The organism is Dactylosporangium roseum (genome assembly GCF_025264685.1).
GTDB lineage: Bacteria > Actinomycetota > Actinomycetes > Mycobacteriales > Micromonosporaceae > Dactylosporangium > Dactylosporangium roseum.
This window is the reverse complement of the sequence record NZ_CP073721.1, coordinates 1,931,316-1,948,963: the sequence shown is the minus strand read 5'-3', so window position 1 is coordinate 1,948,963 and position 17,648 is coordinate 1,931,316. Positions and strand designations below refer to the sequence as shown.

Genomic DNA, 17,648 nt, shown 5'->3' with positions numbered 1-17,648 from the left:
GACTTGCCTCTATAACAAGACGGACGTACGGTTTTCTTGAGGACAGCAACCCCCGCGGCTCGGGCCGTCGCCCGCTGCGGAAGACTTGGCCGAGAGACACCCGCCTGACATTTGAGGAGTACGCCGTGGCGAGCCTCGACACGTTCGGAGCACGAAGCCAGCTAAGCGTCGGCGACGCCAGCTACGAAATCTTTAAGATCGGCAAGGTCGAGGGCGCCGATCGGCTGCCGTACAGCCTGAAGCTCCTGCTGGAAAACCTGCTGCGCACCGAGGACGGCGCGAACATCACCGCCGACCACATCCGCGCGCTCGGCGGCTGGGACGCGACCGCGGAGCCCAGCGTCGAGATCCAGTTCACCCCCGCGCGGGTGCTGATGCAGGACTTCACCGGCGTGCCCTGCGTGGTCGACCTCGCCACGATGCGTGAGGCCGTCGTGGAACTGGGCGGCGACCCCACCCGGGTCAACCCGCTCGCCCCGGCCGAGCTCGTCATCGACCACTCCGTCATCGCCGACCTGTTCGGGCGCCCGGACGCCTTCGAGCGCAACGTCGAGCTGGAGTACAGGCGGAACAAGGAGCGCTACCAGTTCCTGCGCTGGGGCCAGACCGCGTTCAACGAGTTCAAGGTCGTCCCCCCGGGCACGGGCATCGTGCACCAGGTCAACATCGAATACCTGGCGCGGGTCGTCATGCCGCGCAACGGCCAGGCCTACCCGGACACCGTCGTCGGCACCGACTCGCACACCACGATGGTCAACGGCCTCGGCGTGCTCGGCTGGGGCGTCGGCGGCATCGAGGCCGAGGCCGCGATGCTCGGCCAGCCGGTGTCGATGCTGATCCCGCGGGTCGTCGGCTTCAAGCTCTCGGGCGAGCTGCCGGAGGGTACGACCGCCACCGACCTGGTGCTCGTCATCACCGAGATGCTGCGCAAGCACGGCGTCGTCGGCAAGTTCGTCGAGTTCTACGGCCCCGGCGTGAGCGCGGTGCCGCTCGCCAACCGCGCGACGATCGGCAACATGAGCCCGGAGTACGGGTCGACCGTGGCGATCTTCCCGATCGACGACGAGACCATCAAGTACCTCCGGCTCACCGGCCGCGACGAGGCGCAGGTCGCCCTGGTCGAGGCCTACGCCAAGGAGCAGGGCCTGTGGCACGACCCGGCCGCCGAGCCCGACTACTCGGAGCGGCTGGAGCTCGACCTCTCCACGATCGAGCCCTCCCTCGCCGGCCCAAAGCGCCCGCAGGACCGCGTGCCGCTGAAGAGCGCGAAGCCGCTGTTCCGCTCGGCTCTCGGCGACTACGTCTCGTCCGACGGCGTCGAGGGCCCCACCGACGAGGCGAGCGCCGAGTCGTTCCCGGCCAGCGACCCGCCGGCCAACCAACTGAGCACCAACGGCGACAAGCCGCACGACCTGCTGTCGGCCGCGCGCGGCGCCGTCGGCCGGCCGTCGAAGCCGGTCAAGGTCGACGACTTCGAGCTCGACCACGGCGCGGTCGTCATCGCCGCGATCACGTCCTGCACCAACACGTCCAACCCGCAGGTCATGATCGGCGCGGCGCTGCTGGCCCGCAACGCCGTCGAGAAGGGCCTGAGCCGCAAGCCGTGGGTGAAGTCGACCCTGGCGCCGGGCTCGAAGGTCGTCACGGACTACTACGACCGGGCGGGCCTCACGCCGTACCTCGACAAGCTCGGCTTCAACCTGGTCGGCTACGGCTGCACGACCTGCATCGGCAACTCCGGCCCGCTGCCGGAGGCGATCAGCGCCGCGGTCAACGAGCACGACCTCAGCGTGGTGTCGGTGCTGTCCGGCAACCGCAACTTCGAGGGCCGCATCAACCCCGACGTGAAGATGAACTACCTGGCCTCCCCGCCGCTGGTGGTCGCCTACGCGCTCGCGGGCACGATGGACATCGACCTGACCAGCGACCCGCTCGGCACGGGCTCCGACGGCCAGCCGGTGTACCTGCGCGACATCTGGCCCAGCCCGAAGGAGATCGAGGACACGATCGCCTCGGCGATCGGCAGCGACCTGTTCTCCAGCCGCTACGCCGACGTGTTCGCCGGCGACGAGCAGTGGCGCTCGCTGCCCACCCCGACGGGTGACACCTTCGAGTGGGACGGCGACTCCACCTACGTGCGCAAGCCTCCGTACTTCGAGGGCATGGCCACCTCACCGGCGCCGGTCGGCGACATCAGCGGCGCCCGCGTCCTGGCCAAGCTCGGCGACTCGGTGACCACCGACCACATCTCGCCGGCCGGCTCGATCAAGGCCGACTCCCCCGCCGGCACGTACCTCGCCGGGCACGGGGTCGACCGCAAGGACTTCAACTCGTACGGTTCCCGCCGGGGCAACCACGAGGTGATGATCCGCGGCACGTTCGCCAACATCCGCCTGCGCAACCAGCTCGCGCCGGGCACCGAGGGCGGCGTGACGGTCAACCACCTGACGGGTGAGCAGACGACGATCTACGACGCGTCGGTGGCCTACGCCTCCGCGGGCGTGCCGTTGCTGATCCTGGCCGGCAAGGAGTACGGTTCGGGCTCCTCGCGCGACTGGGCGGCCAAGGGCACCGCGCTGCTGGGCGTTCGCGCCGTCATCGCCGAGTCGTACGAGCGGATTCACCGCTCGAACCTCATCGGCATGGGCGTGCTGCCGCTGCAGTTCCCGCAGGGCGAGTCGGCCGGCTCGCTGGGCCTGACCGGCACGGAGACCTTCACCGTCACCGGCGTCGAGCAGCTCAACGAGGGCACCACCCCGCGCACGGTGAAGGTGTCGACGGACACGGGGGTCGAGTTCGACGCGGTGGTCCGCATCGACACCCCCGGCGAGGCGGACTACTACCGCCACGGCGGCATCCTGCAGTACGTCCTGCGCAAGATGATCGAGGCGTAACACCCTTGTCCACCGAGCGGCGGGCCGTCCACCACGGACGGCCCGCCGTTGGCGTTCGCGGCGTTACCTGGGGCCGGGAATGCCGAAGCGGTGGATCCTGCGGGTCTTCTCGTCGATCAGCACGACCGTGTCGTTGCTCATCGACACGTCCGTGAGGATGTTCTCCTTGTCGTAGTCGGCCACGCCGATCACCTTGCCGTCCGCGAGGTTGACGACGGCGACCTGCCAGACCGAGCTGAATCCGGACACCCGGATCGTGACCATCGCCACCCTGCTGCCCGATCCCGCATACGCGTTCTTCGACGACAGGCCGGTGCCGAGGGCGTATTTGTCGTTGCCGTTCGCCGGGTCGGTGACGACCGGGTCGTCGACCGAGGTGAACCCGCCGCCGCCGAGAACCAGCTTGCCGTCGAGGACGTACCAGTTCGGCTCCTCCTTGAGCGGCTTCGTCCACTTCGCCCTGCCGTCGTCGGTGCCGACCGCCACCAGCGTGTAGGTGGACTGCTTCGCCTTCACGCAGACCAGCTTGTCGCCGCACGGGCGGAAGTCCTCGACGTCGACGCCCGCGGTGGTCTTGTACTCCCACGCGAGACCGAAGTCGGACAGCCGGTAGGCGACGATCGCGTTGTCGGCGTCCTTCTTCTTGAAGATCGCCAGCCCGGCGTACACGATCCAGGGCAGGTCACCGGCCGAAGCGACGCTGCCGCTGGTCTTGACGTTGCCGTTGGCGAGGTCGATCGTGGCGGCCCGGCCCTCCGCCTGCATCTGGACCACCACGCCCGGGTCGACGTCGAGCGACTCCTGAAACGGGATGTCGCGCTGGAAGTCGATCTGATAGCTGGGTGTGGTCGCGCCGCTCGGCTTGGCACCCGGCCAGGCCAGCGACGGATGGACGAGGCGGTCGCCGGAGGTGATGAAGCCGCCCTTGCCCTTGTGCGACCACTTCGCCTTGCCGGTGAGCAGGTCGGTCCGCTGCACCGCGGTGTCGCCGCGCCGGACCTCGGTGACGGCGTCGGTGCCCAGGTAGAACAGGTCGAGGCGGTCGTCCCACTTGTCGGTCCACTTGACGCTGCCGTCGCCGATGTCGATGACGCTGCGGGCGTTGTCTTTGCCGCGCTGCGTGTCGCGCTCGCCGTCGACGATCAGCAGGTTGCCGACCACGCGCAGCGCCACGCCCTCCGGCTCCATCGGCACGTTGGCGGTCCACCGCTTGCTGCCGGTGTTCGCATACGCCTCGACGTCGACCTTGCCGGAGTTGACGACCGCGGTGAAGACCGTGCCGCTGCCGGCCACAGCAGTGATCTTGCCGCCGCTGGGCAACTGGATCGGCGCACCGGCGGTGAGCCCTTCGATCTTGCCGTCCTGTAGGACGCCGTTCTCGTCGGTGGGGTCGCCGGAAGTGCCGTCGGTCATCGCCTGGAACTGGTCGCCGATCCAACCGAAGACCTTCGCGCCGCCCCAGACGCAGGAGCCGATCAGGGCGAGCACGACGACGAGCGCGATCCACGGGCCGGTGCGCCGGCGCGGGCGGACCACGACCGGCGGCGGTGACGGCGCGAAGCCGCCCGGCTTCATCGGGGACGCGGGTCCGCCGGGGTAGCCGGGGGCGCCGGGATAGCCGGGGGCGCCCGGCCCCGCGGGGCCGGGCGGAGGCTGGGCACCGAACGGGGGTGCCTCCGGGCTGGGTCGTGGCGGCGCCCCGAACGGCGGGGCCGCCGGGCTCGCCGCGGCGGTGGGCGGCCCCGACATGGGCGACACCGGCCCGGCCGGCACGGTCGGCGCCGGCTGGGCCGCGAAGGTCTGCGATCCGTAGGCCCCGGAGGAGACCGGCATCGGAGCCGAGACCGGGAACGCGGGCGACACGCCCGGCGAGACGGGCGTGCCGGACACCGGCCGGGCCGCGGCCTGTGTGTCGACCTGCTGCGGGGCCGGGCCGACGGCGAGCATGGCACCGTAGGCGACCGGCAGCTCCGGCTGCTCGGGCACCACGGGCGCGACGCCGAAGCGGGCGTGCAGCCGGCTCGCCACGAGCGGGATCCGGCTGGAGCCGCCGACCAGGAAGATGCCGGCGAGCTGGCGCACGTCGACGCCGGCGCGCTCGAGGACCCGGCGGGTCTCGTCGACGGCGCGGTCGATCAGCGGGCCCGCGACCCGCTCCAGCTCCTCGCGGGTGAGGTGCAGTGCCTCCTCGGTGCCGGGCACGTGGACCGGGGCGGAGGCGGCGCGGGACAGCATCTCCTTGGCGGCGCGCACCTCCGACCACAGCACGCGGCGGTCGCGGTGGGCGGCCGGGCTGTCGGGGTTGGACAGCCGCTGCCACAGCTCGGGGTTGCGCAGGCCGATGAGCTGGCCGAGGTGGCCGACGAGGGCCGCGTCGACGTCGACGCCGCCGAGGTCGTCGAGGCCGCCGACGCCGAGGACGCGCAGGCCGTCGAACTCGCGGCGCACGACCGAGACGTCGAGAGTGCCGCCGCCGAAGTCGAAGACGGCCAGCGACTGCAGCGGGGCGACCTGCTGGCCGAGGACGCGCAGGCAGTAGGTCGCGGCGGCGATCGGCTCGTCGACGAGGACGACCGGCCCTAGGTTGGCCGCGCGGGCCGCCTCCAGGAGCACCCCCCGCCGCTGGCCGCCCCAGTCGGCCGGGCAGGTCAGCACCGTCGAGCCGGCCGGGTTGACCCCGGCCTGCAGCGACTCCTCGGCGGCCCGCCGCAGCAGCGCGGCGAGCATCTCCACGACCGTGACCTCGACGTGACCGAGCAGCACGGAGCCCTCGTCGACGCTGCGCTTCGGATAGGGCTCGAACCGCTCCGGCGCGAGCTGGCTCAGCCGCTCGGCGTCGCGGCCCACCGACAGCTTGCCCTGCTCGTCGGCGTAGATGCCGGACGCCATCACCGGCGATCCGTCGAACAGCAGCGCACGCGGCGACTCGTCACCACGCCGCACCACCGCGACGGTGTGACAGGTGCCCAGATCGATCGCGAGACGATGGGTCGGCCCCACGCGCGCTCACCTCCAAAGACTCCCGGATGCTACGGCAGCCCACCGACAAAACCGATCGGCGGTTTGGGGTAGACAGGAAGACAACCAACCCGAGGAGGCTCGATGCGCGCGGTGGTGTTCGACGAATACGGCGACCGGTCGGTCCTACAGGTGCGGGAGCGGCCCGATCCGGAGCCGGGCCCGGGCCAGGTGCTCGTGCTGGTCGAGGCCAGCGGGGTCAACTTCGTGGACGTGTACCAGCGCAACGGGACCTACCAGGTGCCCCTTCCCGCGATCCTCGGCAGCGAGGGCGCCGGGACGGTGCTCAGCTTCGCCGACGACGTCGAGGGGCTCTCCCCCGGCGACCGGGTGGCCTGGACGACCGTTCCCGGCAGCCACGCGCAGCAGGCGCTGGTCCCCGCCGACCGGCTGGTGCCCGTGCCGAAGGAGGTCACCACCGAGCAGGCCGCCGCGTCGATCCTGCAGGGGCTGACCGCGCACTACCTGACCCACGACTCGTACGTCGTCCGGCCCGGCTCGGCGGTCCTGGTGCACGCCGCGGCCGGTGGGATGGGCCAGCTCCTGACCCGCCTGGTCACCCACCTCGGCGGGCGGGTCGTCGCGACCGCCTCGACGCCGCAGAAGCGCGCGATCGCCGAGGCCAACGGCGCGGTCAAGGCGGTGCCGTACGCCGAATCGCTCGACGCGGTGCGGGAGGTGACCGGAGGGACGGGCGTCGACGCCGTCTACGACGGTGTGGGCAAGGACACGTTCGACACCAGCCTGGAGGCGCTGCGCCCGCGCGGCACGCTCGTGCTCTTCGGCGCCGCGAGTGGCAAGGTGCCGCCGTTCGATCCGTTGCGCCTGATGGCCGGCTCCTATTTCCTCACCCGGCCGACGCTGGGTCATTTCATCGCGGCCCGGCACGAGTTGCTGGAGCGCGCCGAAGCGCTCTTCGGCTGGATCACCGGTGGCGTCCTCGAGATCCCGGTCACGGGCCGCTATCCACTGAACAGCGTGACCGACGCCTACGCGGCCCTGGAAGACCGAAAAAGCACCGGAAAACTACTCATTATCCCCTGACCCCCCACCCTCCGCGCTCCGCCTCCCGCGCTCCGCCGCGCTCCGCGTTGATCTTGCAGTTGTGGTGCCGCGACACTCCCACGATGTCCGGGTTTGTCAGGCACCACAACTGCAAGATCAACGCACCGCTGCGCCGCCCGCGCCGCGGACGGCCCGGCACGGACGGCCCGGCACGGACGGCGCAGTGCGACGGGCGAGGCACGACGGGGACGGCGAGGCGCGACGGGGACGTCCGCGGAGCGGGCGGCGGTCAGCGGATGCCGGCGTCGTCCACGAGTTCGGCGATCAGCGGCTCCGGGTCGACGGGCAGGCCCTTCGCCGTGAACCACCGCGCCACCACGGTGACGTCCCTGGCCAGGAACTCGGCGCCCTTCGGGTTGATCACCACGTCGACGATCTGCGGCAGGTCGATGAGGACGAGCCGGTCGTGGTGGACCAGCATGTTGTACGGCGACAGGTCCCCGTGCGCGAGACCCGCCCGGGCCAGCACCCGCAGCGCGTCGACGAGCTGCTCCCAGAGGCGTTCCAGGCGCTGCCGGTCCGGCCGGACCTGCGCCAGCCGGGGCGCGGCGGTGCCGTCCGCCTCGCCGACGAACTCCAGCATGAGCTCGGTGCCGAGCAACTGCACCGGGTAGGGCACGCTGACGCCGAGCTGCCACAGGCTGCCCAGCGCGACGAACTCGGCCCCGGCCCACTGACCGGCGATCGCCTCCTTGCCGAACGCGGTGCGGCCGGCCATGGCGCGGGTCACCCGGGACTCGCGGACCCGTCGCCCCTCCAGGTAGCCCGCGTCGCGGTGGAAGAGGCGGTGGTCGGCGGCCCGGTAACGCTTGGCGGCGAGCAGCATCCGCCGTTCGGTGTCCGGCACGGCACGCTCCACCAGGTGGACGTCGGCCTCTTTCCCGGTCTTGAGCACGCCGCGGTCGGTGTCCCTGGCGGCGAGCTCGGTGATCACCCAGTCGGGGCGGGGCTCGGGCCCGTGCAGCACGCCGGGCGAGTCCCAGGACGTCCAGCCGGTGTCCTCGTCACGCTCGGGTGACTCGAGCTCGGGGCGGGGCGAACGTTTTACGAAGCGTGGCTCGTCGTCGAAACGGCGGCGGCGACGGGCGGGTGCGGACGAAAAATCGCTGTGGTCGCGCAACGCGAGGTCTCCAGAGTTGAGAGAAGGAAGGATGAAGGCATGCGGAAGCGCGCCGTGACGGCAGCCATGCGAACCGACCTCCTCTCGAACCCGAAGTTGTAGCCACGGTCCAGGACGGGCCGGGACCGTGCAAGCGATTTATCGCGACGCCAGGACCTCGGCGATCGCGGCGATCACACCCTCGGCGGTGCGGGTGGGCGCGTAGCGGGACTCGATCCAGCGCCGTCCCCGGTGCAGCCAGACGCTGCGCACGCCGACCCCGGCCGCGCCGCCGATGTCGGCCTCCGGGCTGTCGCCGATCATCCAGGCCCCCCGGAGCCGCATCCGGGCCCGCTCGGCGGCGATGGCGAAGATGCGCGGGTTGGGCTTGCGGACGCCCGCCTCCTCCGAGATGACCCAGTCGGCGAGGTACCGATCGAGGCCGGTCTTGCGCAGCTTCTCCTCCTGCTGCCGGGTCTCGCCGTTGGTGACCACCACCGGCACCCAGCCGGCGTCCTCGGCGATGGCGAGCGCGCAGGCGGTCAGCGGACTGAGCCGCATGCGGTCCATGATCGCTCCGCGCACCTCGTCGACCAGGTCGATGGCGGGGACCCTCAGCCCGTACCGCTCCCGGAGCCCTTCGGCCACGTCCCACGTCGACGCCATGCCGTCGGCGTCGACGGAGAGCACCCACTCGAGGTCGTAGGCGGGCGCGCCGATCCGGTAGAGGAAGCCGGTCGCCCAGGCGCGGAACGCTCCGGCCCTGTCCAACAGGGTGTCGTCCAGGCTGAGCAACAACAGGGGCACGCGGGCAGGTTACGTGACCGGATTGATATCGAACAGATCCTCGCGGGGGCCAATAACTTGCAAACCGGGATCGATCTCACGGAAGAAAACGCCGGGATGCCAAACCGTATGTACGGCTTGCATAATCGACCCGTGCCCAGGGTGAGCCAGGACCAGCTCGACGCACGCCGGAAGGAGATCCTCGCCGGCGCGCGGACCTGTTTCGCCCGCCACGGCTACGAGGGCGCGACCGTCCGCCGGCTCGAAGAGGAGATCGGCCTCTCCCGCGGCGCGATCTTCCACCACTTCCGCGACAAGGACTCGCTCTTCCTCGCCGTGGCCGAGGACGACGCCGCGACCATGGTAGCGACCGTCGCCGAGCACGGCCTCGTCCAGGTCATGCGCGACCTGCTCGCCCGGGCGGCCGACTCCGGCACGGAGCCCGAGCTCACCGGCTGGCTCGGCAGCCAACTGGAGGTGTCGCGCCGCCTGCGCACCGACCCCGAGTTCGCCAAGCGGTGGGCGGCCCGGTCCGAGGCCGTGGCCGAGGCGACCCGCGAGCGGCTCCAGCGGCAGTTGGAGGCGGGTGTACTGCGGGCAGACGTGCCGATCGGCGTCCTCGCCCAGTTCCTAGAGCTGGCCTATGACGGCCTCGTCCTGCACCTGGCGACCGGACGGCCGGTGCAGGACCTGGAGGCGGTGCTCGACCTCGTCGAGGCCGTCGTCCGGCGGTCCTGAGGCAAGCTTTCCTCAAGTGTCCATCCGGCGGGCTGCCCTGTTTGCCGGCCGCACCCACACTGAGCCCATGAGGACACCGATCGTTGCCGGGCCGGGCGACACCTGGGGCGTCGCCGGTCCGCAGTTCCTGTGGCTGTACTTCGGGCTCGCCGCGCTGGCGATCGTCGCCGTGCTCATCTGGCGGCGCGGCTACACGGGCGGGCCGTCCGTGCGCAAGGGCCACGCCCTCACCCCCACCCAGGCGGCGCTGCTCAACGGTGACCGCCGCCTCGCCGTCTACAGCTCCCTGGCCGCGCTTCGTGCCGCAGGCGCCGTCGAGAGCGACTCCCGCGGATACCTCAAGCAGGTCAACCACCCGCCGACCGGCGCCTCCGAGCTGGACCGCGCCGTCTACGCCGCGGCCGGCCGGCAGATCACGGCCCGCGGCGCCCAGAACGATCGCCTGGTCAACAACGTCCTCGCCCGCGCCGAGGCCGAGATGGCCCGGGAAGGCTGGATTCTCGACGACAACACCCGCCGTACCGTCCGCATGGGCGCACTCGTGGTGTTCGCCGTCGTCGCCCTCGGTATCGCCCGGGTCTTCGCCGGGATCGGCAACGACAAGCCGGTCACCAACCTGATACTGCTGATGATCCCGGTGGTCGTCATCGCGTTCCTGCTACTCAACGTGCCGCGGGTGAGCGCGTCCGGCAAGCGGTTGCTCAACACCATGCGCCGCGAGTCGCACCACCTGCACCCCCGGCAGTCGCCGGCCTGGTCGACGTACGGTCCGCAGGCCGCGGCGCTGAGCGTCGGGCTCTTCGGCGTCGGCGCGATCTGGCTCGCCGACCCGTCGTTCGCGGAGGCCGCCGAACTGCAGCGCAACATCGCGCAGACCGGCACCGGCTACTACTCCTCCGGCAGCGGCGGATCGTCCGGCGGCAGTTGCTCGAGCTCCAGTAGCTGCGGCGGCGGCTCCAGCGGCTGCGGTGGCGGAGGGGGCGGCTGCGGCGGCGGGGGTTGCGGCGGATGACCCCGGGATACGGTGTGGCCATCGGCTGGCGCCCCGAGATCGCCGGCTACGTGGCGGAGCTGCCCGGGCTGCGGTTCACCGAGGTCGTCGCCGAGTCCGTACACCCGCGTGAACCCCTGCCCGACGGGCTGCGAACGCTCGTCGAGCGGGGGGTCCGCGTAGTACCGCACGGGGTCAAGCTGTCCCTCGGCGGGGCGGAGCCGGTCGACGACGCCCGGGCCGCCCACCTCGCCGAGTGCGCCGCGGCGCTGCGGTCGCCGCTGGTCAGCGAGCACATCGCGTTTGTGCGGGCAGGTGGCGTGGAGGCCGGACACCTGCTCCCGGTGCCGCGGACCCGCGAGGCCGTCCACGCGGTCGTCGCCAACGTGCGGCGCACCCGGACCGCGCTCGGCGGCGTGCCGCTCGCCCTGGAGCCGATCGCCGCGCTCTTCGACTGGCCCGACCCGGAGCTGACCGAGGGGCAGTTCCTCACCGAGATCCTCGACCGAACCGGCTGCGGGCTCCTGCTCGACATCGCCAACCTGTACGCCAACGCCCGCAACCGCTCCTGGTCGGCGGTGGAGCTGCTCGACGAACTGCCCCTGGAACGGATCGCCTACGTGCACGTCGCCGGCGGCGCGGAACACGACGGCTTCTACCACGACACGCACACCCACGCGACGCCGCCGGACGTGCTCGACTTGGTCAAGGAGCTGTGCGCACGGACGACCCCGCCGGCGCTGATGCTGGAGCGCGACGGCCACTACCCGCCCGCGGCGGAGCTGACCCGCGAGCTCGACGCGATCGCCGCCGCGGCGGGCTGGGCGCCGATCACCGGGAGCCTCGCGTGAGTCCCGGCCTGGCCGAGCAGCAGAAGGCGCTGGTGGCGGCGTTGGTCGGCGGGGCCGAGGTCCCCGCCGGTTTCGATGCCGCGGGTGTACTGGCGACAAGGACCGCCCTGCGCCGCAAACGGGCCGGCGAGGTGGCCCGGACCTGGCCGCTCCTGGCCGCATCCTACGGTGACGCCTGGACGGAGTCCTTCGCGCGGTGGGCCGCCGGCCGACCGCCGAACGGCTCGCTGCGCGACGGCTGGGACTTCGCCCGCGACGCCGGGGACGGCCTGCCCGCGCTGGCCCGCCGCGAGCTGGCCGAGCGGGAGGCGGCGTTCGGCTACGACGGGGTCCACGCCCCGGTCCGGCGCGGACGGCTGGCCACCTGGATGCGCCGCCGCCGCGGCTGACCGTCCGGAGACACTCGATACGATCCGGGCCATGGATCTCGGGCTCGCCGAACGCGTCTACATCCTCACCGGGGCCTCTCGCGGCCTCGGATTCGCCACCGCCGAGGCGCTGGTCGCCGACGGTGCCCGGGTGGTGGTCGCCGGCCGCACGCCGGAGACCGTCGACGCCGCCGTCGACGCGCTCGGACCGGAGCACGCCGCCGGCCTCGTCGCCGACCTGGGCGACCCGGATGCCGGCGAGCGCCTCGTCGAGCTGGCGAACACCCGCTTCGGCCGGTTGGACGGCGCGCTCGTGTCGGTCGGCGGTCCGCCGCGCGGCGGGGTCCTCGACAGCCCGGAGGCCGACTGGCTCGCCGCGTTCCAGACGGTCTTCCTCGGCACCCTGCGGACCGCACGCGTGGTCGCCGACGCGATCGGCAGCGTCGCCGAGGGCGAGGACGCGGCCATCGCGGTGGTGCTGTCGACGTCGGTGCGGGTGCCGATCGACGGCCTCGCCATCTCCAACGGCCTGCGGCCCGGCCTCGCCGGCGTCGTCAAGGACCTCTCCGACGAGCTCGGCCCGCGGGGCATCCGGGTCGTGTCCCTGCTGCCCGGGCGGGTCCTGACCGACCGCAACCGGGAGCTGTTCGCCGGGAGCGACGACCCGGACCGGGCCGCGGCCGCGGCCGCGAAGGCCATCCCGCTGCGCCGTTTCGCCGCTCCGGCGGAGTTCGGGCGGGTCGCCGCGTTCGTGCTGTCCCCGGCGGCCGGCTACGTCACCGGCATCGCCCTGCCCGTCGACGGCGGCTTGATCAGGGCTGTCTGAGACCCGTCATATCACCGGTCCCGTCGGTCCGCTCTGGTTGGTCGAGCCGGATTTGGCCGTGGTTCGGGTTCTCGGTGGGTCCTCGCCAGGGCCTCGGTGGAACCTCGGTGAAGTCTCGCCCGAACCTCGCCCGGGACCTCGCCCGAACCTCGCCCGAACCTCGCCCGGGACCTCGCCCGAACCTCGCCCGAACCTCGCCCGAACCTCGCCCGGGACCTCGCCCGGGACCTCGCCCGAACGGAGGACGATGCTCAGCGACGAACTGCTGCTCGCCGATCTGCGGCGGGTGGCTGCCCTGCTCGATCCGGTGCCACCGGCGGCGTCGGCGCCGCCCTGTCTTGCGCCACCCGCTGATCCATCGACCCCGTTGCATCGACCATCGACGGGCGACAACCTCGATGGCTCTCCATGACGCCTTCCGTACAGAAGGTTCGCTCTTCTGGACGGGGGAATCATGAAGTTCGCACTCTGCATCGGCATCAACGACTACCCGGGCGTCGACAACGACCTCACCGGCTGCCGCAACGACGCGGACGACTGGGCGACGGCGCTCGGAGCCCGCGGGTTCGAGATCCGCGAACTCGTCGACAGCGCGGCGTCGGGCGCGGCGATCCGCACCGGCATCCGCGACCTGCTGGGCCGCGCGTCCTCCGGCGACTCCGTCGTGATCACGTATTCCGGCCACGGGACCTGGGTGCCGGACCGCGACGGCGACGAGTCCGACCATCGCGACGAGGCGCTGTGCCCGCACGACATCGCCGCGAACGGCCCGCTGGTGGACGACGAACTCTTCACGTTGTTCGAGCGGGCCGCTCCCGGCGTGCGCACGGTGCTGATCTCGGACTCGTGCCATTCCGGGACGCTGACGCGGCTGAACCGCCCGATCGGCGACCATCGCTGCCCGAGCCGCTTCCTGCCGCCGTCGACGTTCCTGCCCACGGCCGAGGCGACACGCGCCGGAGCCCGCCCACCGTTGCGCGCGAAGCCCCGCTCCGCGGCATTGTTGCTGGCAGGCTGCAAGGACAGCGAATACTCGTACGATGCGACGTTCAACGGCCGCCCCAACGGTGCCTTCACCTACGTGGCGCTGACAACGCTGGCCGAGCTGCCGGAACCGGCCACGTACCGCGACTGGCTCCGGGCGATCCGCGCCCAGTTGCCGAGCCAGAATTACCCGCAGACCCCTGCCCTCCAGGCCACAGCGGCACAGCTTGCCTGGCCGTTGCTCAGCTAACCGCACCGCCGGACCGCACGGCGAACTCCGGCCCCACCGAGAGTCCAAGTTGATCGCAGTTTGACCTTGGTGGGTTTCCGTGCCCCTGGCCACCGAAAACCACCAAGGTCAACGCGACGGGCCGGGCCGGCTGCGGGTGGGAGGGGTTTCGCGTCAGGGGGTTGGCAGCGCGGGGGCCGGGGACGTCGGGCGGGGGGCCGGGGAGTCGATGACGGCGAACTGGGTGCGGTACAGCTCCGCATACAGCCCGGCGGTGACGACCAGCTCGTCGTGTGTGCCGCGCTCGACCACCCGGCCGTCCTCTACGACGAGGATCTGGTCCGCGTCGCGGATGGTCGACAGGCGGTGGGCGATGACCAGGGCCGTCCGGCCCGCCAGCGCCTCGGCCAGGGCCCGCTGGACCGCGGCCTCCGACTCGGAGTCGAGGTGGGCGGTGGCCTCGTCGAGGATGACGATCGACGGCGCCTTCAGCAGCAGGCGGGCGATCGCGATCCGCTGCTTCTCGCCGCCCGAGAACCGGTAGCCCCGCTCGCCCACCACCGTGTCGAGTCCCTCCGGCAGCGACTCGACCAGCTCGCCCACCTGTGCGCGCCGCAGGGCCGTCCACAGCTCCTCGTCGGTCGCGTCCGGCTTGGCGTAGCGCAGGTTTTCCGCGATCGTCTCGTGGAAGAGATGCGAGTCCTGCGTGACGACGCCGATCGTGTCGCGCAGGGACTGCAGGCTGGCGTCGCGGACGTCGACGTCACCGACGAGGACCGCGCCACTGGTCGCGTCGTAGATGCGGGACACGAGCATCGCCGTCGTCGACTTGCCGGCGCCGGACGGGCCGACCAGCGCGACCATCTGCCCGGGCTCGACCGTGAACGACACACCCTTGAGGACTTCGTCGTTGACCGCGCGGTCGAGCGACGCGACGTCCTCGAGCGAGGCGAGGGAGACCTCCGACGCGCTCGGGTAGCGGAAGTGCACGTCGCGGAACTCGACCTTCGCCGAGCCCTTGGGGATGTCACGCGCGCCGGGCCGCTCGGCGATGGCCGGGGCCAGGTCGAGGACCTCGAAGACCCGCTCGAACGACACCAGGGCGCTCATCACGTCGACGCGGACGTTGGACAGGGCGGTCAGCGGACCGTAGAGCCGGGTCAGCAGCAGCGCCAGCGTCACGACCGTGCCGGCGGTGATCTGCCCGCCGACCGCGAACCAGCCGCCCAGCCCGTAGGTCAGGGCCTGGGCGAGCGAGGCGACCAGCAGCATGCTGACGAAGAACACGCGGCTGTACATCGCGGTCTGGATGCCGATGTCGCGCACCCGTCCGGCCCGGTCGGCGAAGCGCTCCGCCTCCGCGTCCGGACGGCCGAAGAGCTTGACGAGCAGCGCGCCGGCGACACCGAACCGCTCGGTCATCGTGGCGTTCATCTGGGCGTCGAGCTGGTAGGCCTCGCGGGTGATCGCGGCCAGCCGCTTGCCGACCCGCCGGGCCGGGAGGATGAAGACCGGCAGCATCACCAGGGACAGCAGGGTGACCTGCCACGACAGGGTGACCATCACGGCCGCGGTGAGCACGAGCTGGATGACGTTGCTGACCACGCCGGACAGCGTCGAGGTGAACGCGCGCTGGGCGCCCTGCACGTCGTTGTTGAGCCGGCTCACCAGCGCGCCGGTCTGGGTGCGGGTGAAGAACTGTAGGGGCATGCGCTGCACGTGGTCGTAGACCTGCGTGCGCAGCGACAGGATGATGCCCTCGCCGATGCGGGCGGAATACCACCGCTGGACCAGCGACAGCAGGGCGTCGGCGACGGCGAGCCCGGCGATGAGGAACGCCACCCGGACGATGGCGCCGCCGGCGCCCGGTCCGCCGGCGTTGATCTTGTTGATCACGTCGCCCGCGAGATACGGCGTGGCGACGCCGATCGCCGCGCCGAGCACGACGGTGAGCAGGAACACCGAGATGTCCCGCCGATATGGCCTCGCGAAGGCGATGATGCGCCGCGTGGTGGCACGGCTGAGCCGCTTGCCGGCGAGCTCGTCGGCCTTGCGCAGGGAGCGCAGCGTCTCCCAGCCCGCCATGCCGTTCATCGGCGAAGTCATGAAGCACACCCCCGGCGAAAGAAATCCTCTGCCGCGCAGTCTGCCCGGCAGGTACGACAACTTTTCGGGACCGGGGATCCTTCCCAACGGACGCTGGGACGAAAGTCCTACTCCTCGAGACCGGCCAGCGACCGGATCCGGCGCAACTGTGCCGCTCGCTCCGCGGCCTCCTGCTGTGCGAACGTGTGCGCCGCCGCCTGCGACAGCAGCGCCTTGATCTCGATCACCGCGTCGCGGGCGCCCTCCAGCACGGCCGCCGCGAGGTCACGGGCCGTGGAGTCGAGCTCGTCGCGCGGCACGACGATGTTCGCCAGCCCGATGGCCGACGCCTCGTCCGCCGCGACCTGCCGTCCGGTGACGCACAGCTCGAGCGCGCGGGCGTAGCCCACGAGCTCGGCAAGACGCTTGGTGCCACCCAGGTCGGGCACCAGCCCGAGCTTGATCTCGGCCATGCTCAACAGCGCGTCGGCGGCCAGCACCCGGAAGTCGCACGCGAGCGCCAACTGGAATCCCGCGCCGATGGCATGGCCGTGCACGGCCGCGACGGAGATGAGCGACGGCCGGCGCAGCCAGGAGAACGCCTCCTGGAATTCGGCGATGCGGGCGTCCGAGTCCTCGGACGCGGCGATCCCGCCCAGCATCGTGGCGGCGACCGAGGTGTCGAGCCCGGCCGAGAAGGCCCGCCCCTCACCACGGACGATCACGACCCGGACGTCACCCGGGAGCGACCTGCCGAACGCGCGCAGATCCGCCCATAGCGCGGGCGTCTGCGCGTTGAGGACCTGGGGCCGGCACAACGTCACCGTCGCAACCGGCCCCTCGAGGTCGAATTCCGCCTCTCCCGACGAGGGAGCGACGTTCACGCCTTCTTGCGGCGCCGGGCACCGCCACGCTGACGAAGCTGAACGCCTGATTCGGTCAGCACCCGGTGCACGAATCCATAGGAACGACCGGTAGAAGCGGCGAGCGCACGGATACTCTCACCGTTGGTGTACCGCTTCACGAGGTCCTTCGCCAGCGTCTGCCTTTCGGTCCCGACGATCCGGCGACCCTTCTCGGTGCTGGTGGTGGCGGTGGCTGCCATGCTGATCCCTCACGTCCCAGACAGAGCGGTTGGTGCGGTCCCACCTATTAGACCGCCTCGGACGATCATGCGCTAGATATCGACAGGACGCCAACCGACACGCAGAGCATTGTCGCCTACCCGATACCGTGATGCGCCGTGATGAGCGAACTGCCGACCGAACGGACCCGGACTGCGCATCGTGAGCGGCGCGATGCGCTCAGTTGGCTCCTGCTGGCGCTCGGCGGGCTCGTCGTGGCCGCGCTCGCGGTGCAGCTCGACGCCCGCCTCGGCACGGCCAGCGCCCCCTTCCTCGGCAGGTACAAGATCAGGGTCGGCCCGGCCACGGTTCTGGCGCCCGCGGTAGCCGTGGCGGTACTGTGGCTCACATCACAGGGCCGCCTGGCGACCCGGAGTTGGAAACACATTCAGCTTTTCGGGTACGTCGCCGGCTTGGCGTGGGCAATCACTTTGGCGCTTGTCGATGGATGGTCAGGCCTTACGAAAACCCTTGGTTCACCCGAGGAATATCTGGGTGACGTAAGCCGGGTGGGTGACGATCCGCTCGGATACATCAGACATTTCACGGCCGACGCTGCGTACCACTCGGTAGCCTCCCGAGGCCATCCC

General features: G+C 71.4%; 15 protein-coding genes. 9 read left to right on the top strand and 6 right to left on the bottom strand.

Translation table 11 applies throughout. The features are described 5' to 3' along the window. Positions 1 to 125: 125 nt before the first annotated feature. The gene (locus tag Drose_RS09805) at positions 126 to 2,894 is read left to right on the top strand and encodes an aconitate hydratase (RefSeq protein ID WP_260727855.1); all 2,769 of its coding nucleotides are present in this window, start codon (positions 126 to 128) and stop codon (positions 2,892 to 2,894) included. A 63-nt stretch (positions 2,895 to 2,957) separates the two neighbouring features. Here the strand turns inward: Drose_RS09805 and Drose_RS09800 are convergent, their stop codons facing one another. Continuing rightward, the gene (locus Drose_RS09800) at positions 2,958 to 5,894 is read right to left on the bottom strand and encodes an Hsp70 family protein (protein ID WP_260727854.1); all 2,937 of its coding nucleotides are present in this window, start codon (positions 5,892 to 5,894) and stop codon (positions 2,958 to 2,960) included. A gap of 102 nt (positions 5,895 to 5,996) precedes the next feature. Between Drose_RS09800 and Drose_RS09795 the strand changes: the two genes are divergently transcribed. Then, positions 5,997 to 6,956, top strand: a complete 960-nt coding sequence (locus tag Drose_RS09795) for a quinone oxidoreductase family protein (RefSeq protein WP_260727853.1) — start codon at positions 5,997 to 5,999, stop codon at positions 6,954 to 6,956. A 250-nt stretch (positions 6,957 to 7,206) separates the two neighbouring features. On the opposite strand, the gene Drose_RS09790 is transcribed toward Drose_RS09795, so the two are convergent. Beyond that, positions 7,207 to 8,097 (bottom strand): serine protein kinase RIO, encoded by an 891-nt coding sequence (locus Drose_RS09790; RefSeq protein WP_260727852.1) that lies wholly within the window; start codon positions 8,095 to 8,097, stop codon positions 7,207 to 7,209. Between the two features lie 138 nt (positions 8,098 to 8,235). Beyond that, a complete protein-coding gene (locus Drose_RS09785) occupies positions 8,236 to 8,883 on the bottom strand; it encodes an HAD family hydrolase (protein WP_260727851.1) in 648 nt (215 codons plus the stop codon). 132 nt (positions 8,884 to 9,015) lie between these two features. On the opposite strand from Drose_RS09785, the gene Drose_RS09780 reads away from it, so the two are divergent. The 7 genes from Drose_RS09780 to Drose_RS09750 all read left to right on the top strand — a co-directional run bounded on the left by Drose_RS09780 (position 9,016) and on the right by Drose_RS09750 (position 13,870). Then, positions 9,016 to 9,600 carry a TetR/AcrR family transcriptional regulator gene (locus Drose_RS09780; protein ID WP_260727850.1) on the top strand — a complete coding sequence of 195 codons (585 nt, stop codon included), beginning with the start codon at positions 9,016 to 9,018 and terminating at the stop codon, positions 9,598 to 9,600. Positions 9,601 to 9,667: 67 nt separating this feature from the next. Beyond that, complete coding sequence (locus Drose_RS09775) at positions 9,668 to 10,612, top strand: TIGR04222 domain-containing membrane protein (RefSeq protein WP_260727849.1); 945 nt, start codon at positions 9,668 to 9,670, stop codon at positions 10,610 to 10,612. Further along, positions 10,609 to 11,442 (top strand): DUF692 domain-containing protein, encoded by an 834-nt coding sequence (locus tag Drose_RS09770; RefSeq protein WP_260727848.1) that lies wholly within the window; start codon positions 10,609 to 10,611, stop codon positions 11,440 to 11,442. The genes Drose_RS09775 and Drose_RS09770 overlap by 4 nt, the downstream gene beginning before the upstream one ends. Beyond that, on the top strand, positions 11,439 to 11,831 hold the full coding sequence (locus Drose_RS09765) for a hypothetical protein (RefSeq protein WP_260727847.1): 393 nt from the start codon (positions 11,439 to 11,441) through the stop codon (positions 11,829 to 11,831). The genes Drose_RS09770 and Drose_RS09765 overlap by 4 nt, the downstream gene beginning before the upstream one ends. Before the next feature lie 31 nt (positions 11,832 to 11,862). Beyond that, on the top strand, positions 11,863 to 12,636 hold the full coding sequence (locus Drose_RS09760) for an SDR family oxidoreductase (RefSeq protein ID WP_260727846.1): 774 nt from the start codon (positions 11,863 to 11,865) through the stop codon (positions 12,634 to 12,636). A gap of 247 nt (positions 12,637 to 12,883) precedes the next feature. After that, complete coding sequence (locus tag Drose_RS09755; protein ID WP_260727845.1) at positions 12,884 to 13,048, top strand: hypothetical protein; 165 nt, start codon at positions 12,884 to 12,886, stop codon at positions 13,046 to 13,048. A 42-nt stretch (positions 13,049 to 13,090) separates the two neighbouring features. Then, positions 13,091 to 13,870, top strand: coding sequence for a caspase family protein (locus tag Drose_RS09750; protein ID WP_260727844.1), 780 nt, complete (start codon positions 13,091 to 13,093; stop codon positions 13,868 to 13,870). A gap of 153 nt (positions 13,871 to 14,023) precedes the next feature. Here the strand turns inward: Drose_RS09750 and Drose_RS09745 are convergent, their stop codons facing one another. The 3 genes from Drose_RS09745 to Drose_RS09735 form a co-directional block, all read right to left on the bottom strand. After that, positions 14,024 to 15,955: an ABC transporter ATP-binding protein gene (locus Drose_RS09745; RefSeq protein WP_260727843.1), complete on the bottom strand. Its 1,932-nt coding sequence runs from the start codon at positions 15,953 to 15,955 to the stop codon at positions 14,024 to 14,026. Positions 15,956 to 16,062: 107 nt separating this feature from the next. Continuing rightward, the gene (locus Drose_RS09740; RefSeq protein ID WP_260727842.1) at positions 16,063 to 16,818 is read right to left on the bottom strand and encodes an enoyl-CoA hydratase/isomerase family protein; all 756 of its coding nucleotides are present in this window, start codon (positions 16,816 to 16,818) and stop codon (positions 16,063 to 16,065) included. Further along, positions 16,815 to 17,039 carry a helix-turn-helix domain-containing protein gene (locus Drose_RS09735; protein ID WP_259862344.1) on the bottom strand — a complete coding sequence of 75 codons (225 nt, stop codon included), beginning with the start codon at positions 17,037 to 17,039 and terminating at the stop codon, positions 16,815 to 16,817. The genes Drose_RS09740 and Drose_RS09735 overlap by 4 nt, the downstream gene beginning before the upstream one ends. Between the last annotated feature and the right edge of the window lie 609 nt (positions 17,040 to 17,648).

What these genes read in the sequence shown, in the direction of transcription:
- Drose_RS09795 (WP_260727853.1), top strand. Translation starts at nt 5,997, where the DNA reads ATGCGCGCGGTGGTGTTCGACGAATACGGCGACCGGTCGGTCCTACAG.
- Drose_RS09775 (WP_260727849.1), top strand. Translation starts at nt 9,668, where the DNA reads ATGAGGACACCGATCGTTGCCGGGCCGGGCGACACCTGGGGCGTCGCC.
- Drose_RS09770 (WP_260727848.1), top strand. Translation starts at nt 10,609, where the DNA reads ATGACCCCGGGATACGGTGTGGCCATCGGCTGGCGCCCCGAGATCGCC.
- Drose_RS09760 (WP_260727846.1), top strand. Translation starts at nt 11,863, where the DNA reads ATGGATCTCGGGCTCGCCGAACGCGTCTACATCCTCACCGGGGCCTCT.
- Drose_RS09755 (WP_260727845.1), top strand. Translation starts at nt 12,884, where the DNA reads ATGCTCAGCGACGAACTGCTGCTCGCCGATCTGCGGCGGGTGGCTGCC.
- Drose_RS09750 (WP_260727844.1), top strand. Translation starts at nt 13,091, where the DNA reads ATGAAGTTCGCACTCTGCATCGGCATCAACGACTACCCGGGCGTCGAC.
- Drose_RS09745 (WP_260727843.1), bottom strand. Translation starts at nt 15,955, where the DNA reads ATGACTTCGCCGATGAACGGCATGGCGGGCTGGGAGACGCTGCGCTCC.
- Drose_RS09735 (WP_259862344.1), bottom strand. Translation starts at nt 17,039, where the DNA reads ATGGCAGCCACCGCCACCACCAGCACCGAGAAGGGTCGCCGGATCGTC.